The organism is Nonomuraea rhizosphaerae (assembly GCF_019396405.1).
Taxonomy (GTDB): domain Bacteria; phylum Actinomycetota; class Actinomycetes; order Streptosporangiales; family Streptosporangiaceae; genus Nonomuraea; species Nonomuraea rhizosphaerae.
This window is the reverse complement of sequence record NZ_JAHKRL010000266.1, coordinates 1-3,635: the sequence shown is the minus strand read 5'-3', so window position 1 is coordinate 3,635 and position 3,635 is coordinate 1. Positions and strand designations below refer to the sequence as shown.

Sequence of the window (3,635 nt, the reverse complement as noted above, 5' to 3'; positions counted from 1 at the left end):
GTGAGGGCTCCAGCGTCAATCTAATGGACGGTCTCCACGAGCCATAGCGGAGCGACGTCAGCGGGCAGCACACCCCCGATTCTCATCCACGCGAGCACGCCCGAAGGGCGGATCTGGATCTAATGGCCCGGCGATCAGCCCACGACCTGGTGTTTCACCCACGACGCGCACACGCCGACCGCCTGATCATCCGGTAGACGGTCGACCCGCCGCGACGGGGGAAGCGAGAATGCGGACACGGAGAATATGACTAGATGGTTATAATCATTGCATGAGCTGGGAGGTCAGTCTTCATCCGGAGGTCGAGGCGTGGTACCTGGCCATATGCGCAAACGATCCGGAGACTGGAGACCTGATCAAGGACGCGATCGATCAGCTCGTGGAGGAAGGCCCGACAGCGCGCCGTCCCTTGGTTGATCGGGTACAGGGCAGCCAGCACCACAATATGAAGGAACTCCGTCCGCCCTCATCGGGGACAAGTGAAATCCGAATGCTGTTCTGCTTTGATCCAGCAAGGGAAGCGATCTTTCTGGTAGCCGGCGACAAAGCCGGCAACTGGAACCGCTGGTATCGGGAAGCGATACCACTGGCTGATGAACGATTTGCCCAGCACCTGATCACGCTCAAAGAAGAAGAGCAGGAGGAGCGATGAGCACTAGGTACAGCAAGTGGTCAGATGTCAAGGCCAAGGCGGCAGCGCTCGACCCGCGAGACGAGACGGAACGCGCTGCTGGAGAAGCCGTCGCGCGTGAACGCCGCGAAGCGTACGTCCGCGGATTCCAGCTCGCCGAGATTCGTCAGGCCGCCGGTGTCACCCAGGCTGAACTCGCCCACACCTTGGGAGTCAGCCAAGCTCGCATCTCCAAGATCGAGCATGGCGAAGTGTCCGGCATCGACATCGTACGAGAGTACATCGCTGCCCTCGGGGGTCACTTGGATCTCATAGCTACGCTTGGCGACCGAACCTGGAAAGTCGCCTGAGAAAGGCCGCTCCGAATCGGAGCCAAATGGTTCAGAGCCTTGACCATATCTGCCCTGACCTAGGCCTTCGCAGTTGGAGCGGGTGACGGGAATCGAACCCGCGCTGTCAGCTTGGGAAGCTGATGTTCTGCCATTGAACTACACCCGCATCGGCTCAACGCCGCGACCACCACTGTAGCGGAAACTTCGACCACATCAGCAAGCCACGGCCCCCAAGTTTCCGTCCGGCGACGACCCCAACGACGACCCCGGCACAGGACCTCCGCAGGCGATAGGTTGCTCTGCGTGCTGCTATCTGACCGCGACATCCTGGCCGAGATCGACTTGGGGCGGCTCGCGCTCGACCCGTTCGATCGGGACATGCTGCAACCGTCCAGCATCGACGTACGGCTTGATCGGTTCTTCCGGGTGTTCGAGAACCATCGGTATCCGCACATCGATCCGTCCGTGGAGCAGCCGGATCTGACGCGGATGGTGGAGCCTGACGGGGATGAGCCGTTCATCCTGCATCCGGGGGAGTTCGTGCTGGGCTCGACGTACGAGCTGATCAGCTTGCCTGATGATCTGGCGTCGCGGTTGGAGGGGAAGAGCTCGCTGGGGCGGCTCGGGTTGTTGACGCATTCGACGGCGGGGTTCATCGATCCGGGGTTCAACGGGCATGTGACGTTGGAGCTGTCGAACGTGGCGACGTTGCCGATCAAGCTCTGGCCGGGGATGAAGATCGGGCAGTTGTGTGTGTTCCGGTTGAGTTCGCCGGCTGAGTATCCGTACGGGTCCTCGAAGTACGGGTCGCGGTATCAGGGGCAGCGGGGGCCGACGCCGTCCCGGTCGTTCAGGAACTTTCATCGGACCAAGATCTGAGGAGTGAGGTGGGGGAGGGGATGTCGGCGAAAGCCGGTGGTTAGAGGGGCTGCGGCTTCGGGGGTGTGTGGGCGCGGGGTGATGCGGTGGGCAGGTTTGTTGCCGTCACGGAGGCGGGCGGGTGTCCTGGCGGCACGGATTCGTGGCGGCCGACGGCCGCGCCCGCACTAGCGGATGTCCGGAAATATCCCTCAAGATGGACTTTAGGTGGCTGGAGTCCAAACCCCGCTCGCCCGCGCGGCAAAAAGCCATCCAAAGTACCAACAGCCACGGTGTCGCGCACCATACGCCGGGTAGCCAGTAGGAGAAGGGGACATGAAGTTCGTATTTCTCCTGGTAACCCGTACTCTCTTCCACGGACCATCCCCGCACATCTGGAGAACGACGTGCGCCTGCGTCTCACGCCACGTGAGGACAGCTACTACGACCTGTTCGCCGACTCCGCGAACAACCTGGTCACAGCCTCGCGCCTGCTGGTGGAGATCATCAGTGACGGATCGGACAGGGAAACCCTGGCCGAGAAGATGCGCGCTTGCGAGCACGCCGGTGACGAACGCACCCATGCGATCATGAACCGGCTCAATGAGAGCTTCATCACTCCGTTCGACCGCGAGGACATCTACCGTCTCGCCTCGAACCTCGACGACGTGATGGACGCCATGGAGGCGGCCTCCGACCTCATCGTCCTCTACCAGATCGACCACCTCCCCAAGGACGTCGTGCGCCAGGTGGAGGTGCTGGAGCGGGCCGCCGAGCTGACCGCGGAGGCGATGCCGCGGCTGCGGTCGATGAAGAACCTCAACGAGTACTGGATCGAGGTCAACCGCCTGGAGAACCAGGGCGACCAGGTCTATCGCCGCCTGCTGGCCAAGCTGTTCAGCGGTGAGTACGACGCGCTGACGGTCATGAAGATGAAGGAGGTCGTCGACGCGCTCGAGGAGGCGGCCGACGCCTTCGAGCACGTGGCCAACACCGTCGAGACCATCGCGGTCAAGGAAAGCTAGGCTCTAGGTGGACCTCACGCTCGCGCTCGTCATCGGCGTGGTCGTCATCGCGTTGGCGTTCGACTACACCAACGGCTTCCACGACGCTGCGAACGCCATCGCGACCTCGGTCTCGACCCGCGCCCTGACCCCCAGGGCCGCGTTGTTCATGGCCGCCGCGATGAACTTCATCGGCGCCCACCTGGGCACCCAGGTCGCCGCGACCGTCGGCAAGGGCATCATCGACGCCCCGAAAGGCTCGCACGGCCTGGTCATCGTGGCTTCGGCGCTCTTCGGCGCCATCTGCTGGAACCTGATCACCTGGTACTTCGGCCTGCCCTCCTCCTCCAGCCACGCGCTCATCGGCGGCCTGGTCGGCTCGGCGCTCGCGTCGGCCAGTGTCGTGCACTGGGACGGCGTGGTGGAAAAGGTGGTCATCCCGATGGTGATCTCGCCGCTGGTCGGGTTCTCGCTCGCCGCCGCGATCATGATCGCAATTTATTGGATCTTCCGCAACAGCCAGCCCGGTAAGACCAACCGTGGCTTCCGGTACGCGCAGACGGTCTCGGCCGCGGCCATGGCGCTCGGGCACGGGCTGCAGGACGCGCAGAAGACGATGGGTGTCATCTTCCTGTCGCTCGTCGTCGGGGGCTACATCAACCCGTCGGCCAGCATCCCGCAGTGGGTCATCCTGGCCTCCGCCGGGGCGATCTCGCTCGGCACGTACGCGGGCGGCTGGCGGATCATGCGTACGCTGGGCCGCCGGATCATCGCACTTGACCCGCCGCAGGGCTTCGCCGCCGAGTCGGC

Annotated in this window: 5 protein-coding genes and 1 tRNA gene; 5 read left to right on the top strand and 1 reads right to left on the bottom strand. The window is 63.5% G+C overall.

What is annotated here, in order from left to right:
- The first annotated feature begins 271 nt into the window (after positions 1 to 271).
- Together KME77_RS13235 and KME77_RS13230 are read left to right on the top strand one after the other, a co-directional pair.
- Positions 272 to 652: a type II toxin-antitoxin system RelE/ParE family toxin gene (locus tag KME77_RS13235; protein WP_219466457.1), complete on the top strand. Its 381-nt coding sequence runs from the start codon at positions 272 to 274 to the stop codon at positions 650 to 652.
- The gene (locus KME77_RS13230; RefSeq protein ID WP_219466454.1) at positions 649 to 981 is read left to right on the top strand and encodes a helix-turn-helix domain-containing protein; all 333 of its coding nucleotides are present in this window, start codon (positions 649 to 651) and stop codon (positions 979 to 981) included. The genes KME77_RS13235 and KME77_RS13230 overlap by 4 nt, the downstream gene beginning before the upstream one ends.
- A 74-nt stretch (positions 982 to 1,055) precedes the next feature.
- On the opposite strand, the gene KME77_RS13225 is transcribed toward KME77_RS13230, so the two are convergent.
- Positions 1,056 to 1,129: transfer RNA gene (locus KME77_RS13225), tRNA-Gly, on the bottom strand.
- A 137-nt stretch (positions 1,130 to 1,266) separates the two neighbouring features.
- Here KME77_RS13225 and dcd point away from each other — a divergent pair.
- The 3 genes from dcd to KME77_RS13210 form a co-directional block, all read left to right on the top strand.
- Positions 1,267 to 1,842 (top strand): dCTP deaminase, encoded by a 576-nt coding sequence (dcd, locus tag KME77_RS13220; protein WP_219466462.1) that lies wholly within the window; start codon positions 1,267 to 1,269, stop codon positions 1,840 to 1,842.
- 386 nt (positions 1,843 to 2,228) lie between these two features.
- Positions 2,229 to 2,846, top strand: coding sequence for a DUF47 domain-containing protein (locus KME77_RS13215; protein WP_219466450.1), 618 nt, complete (start codon positions 2,229 to 2,231; stop codon positions 2,844 to 2,846).
- 7 nt (positions 2,847 to 2,853) lie between these two features.
- Positions 2,854 to 3,635, top strand: a 782-nt coding sequence (locus KME77_RS13210) for an inorganic phosphate transporter (protein WP_219466448.1), incomplete at its 3' end; no start/stop codon positions are given.